This is a genomic window from Dietzia sp. DQ11-44, from assembly GCF_014145205.1.
GTDB lineage: Bacteria > Actinomycetota > Actinomycetes > Mycobacteriales > Mycobacteriaceae > Dietzia > Dietzia natronolimnaea.
The window spans coordinates 1-1,245 of record NZ_JAALEC010000610.1 but is presented as its reverse complement, the minus strand read 5'-3'; the positions used below and the strand labels follow the sequence as shown (position 1 = coordinate 1,245).

Genomic DNA, 1,245 nt, shown 5'->3' with positions numbered 1-1,245 from the left:
GAGCGACTTGGACATGGTGTTGACCGCCGCGCGCGAGGTGGCGTAGTCCACGAGCCCCGGTGACGGGGTGTACGCCTGCACCGAGGACGTGAAGATCACGCTCGATCCGGGCTGCAGGTGGGCGAGCGCCTCCTGCATCATCCAGAACGGCGCCGAGATGTTGACGTTCATCGTCTCGGCCCACTGCTCGGAGGACAGGTCCTCCAGGTGCTCGACGAAGGTCTGCCGGGCGGCGTTGAGCACGAGCACGTCCAGACCGCCGAGCCCCGCGACGGCGTCGCGGACGATCCCGCGCGCGACGGCCTCGTCACCGACGTCGCCGGGGAGCAGGACGCAGGTCCGGCCGGCCGCGCGCACGAGCGCGGCCACGTCGTCGGCGTCGGACTGCTCAGAGGGCAGGTAGCCGATCGCCACGTCGGCGCCCTCGCGTGCGTAGGCGATGGCCACGGCGCGGCCGATCCCGGAGTCTCCGCCGGTGATCAGTGCACGCCGCCCGGTGAGCCGGCCGTGACCCACGTAGGTGTCCTCCCCGTGGTCGGCGGGAGGGTCCATCTCGGAGGCCAACCCCGGAACCGGTTGCTGCTGGACCGGCACCTCGATCTGGTACTTGGTCGTCGGGTCGACGAGTACGGAATGCCCGGGCTGGTCAGAGGACTGAACTGTCGGATCGGTGGTCACGGATGCCTCCCTGGTCGTCTGGACTCCCGACCGTACGCCCCCGGCGACCGGATGCGAGTGGGCGCTCGATCCCCCAGAATGCGGACACGACACACGTCACCCGAACCGAAGGAGTGGGCATGCCCCGTTACCGCGTGATCGACCCCGAGCAGAACGTCATCGATGAGAAGGAGTTCGCCGACGACACCAAGGCCTACGACTGGTTCAAGACGGTCGAGGTCCCCGACGATGCTCTCGGTTACGCCATGGAGGTCGACATGGACGGTAAGTGGACCCGCTTCGAGATCAACGACGGTGGCACCAACACCTCCCCCGCGGCCGACGAGGGCACGGGCGTCGCCTGACCTGACTCAGGGCTGCTCAGGCCACGCAGCCGACCCCGACGGGCCGGCTCCCCACCGCGTCGATGCGGGGGGAGCCGGCCGGTCGTGGTTGTGGCGATCCCCTCGAGGCCGGCCCTCGCGGTCAGCCGGTCGGAGCCGATCGGGCGAACTCGACGACCGAATCGAGGTCGTAGCTTCCGGCGGTGGTCCCGAGCCCCCGGGCCACCTGGGCCGCGACCGCGCA

General features: G+C 70.0%; 2 protein-coding genes. One reads left to right on the top strand and one right to left on the bottom strand.

Going from position 1 to position 1,245, the window contains the following annotated elements; translation table 11 throughout:
- Window positions 1-678, bottom strand: a 678-nt coding sequence (locus tag G6018_RS14295; protein ID WP_182639976.1) for an SDR family NAD(P)-dependent oxidoreductase, incomplete at its 3' end; no start/stop codon positions are given.
- 119 nt (window positions 679-797) lie between these two features.
- Here G6018_RS14295 and G6018_RS14290 point away from each other — a divergent pair.
- Window positions 798-1,022: a hypothetical protein gene (locus tag G6018_RS14290; RefSeq protein WP_179523236.1), complete on the top strand. Its 225-nt coding sequence runs from the start codon at window positions 798-800 to the stop codon at window positions 1,020-1,022.
- The last annotated feature ends 223 nt before the right edge of the window (window positions 1,023-1,245 follow it).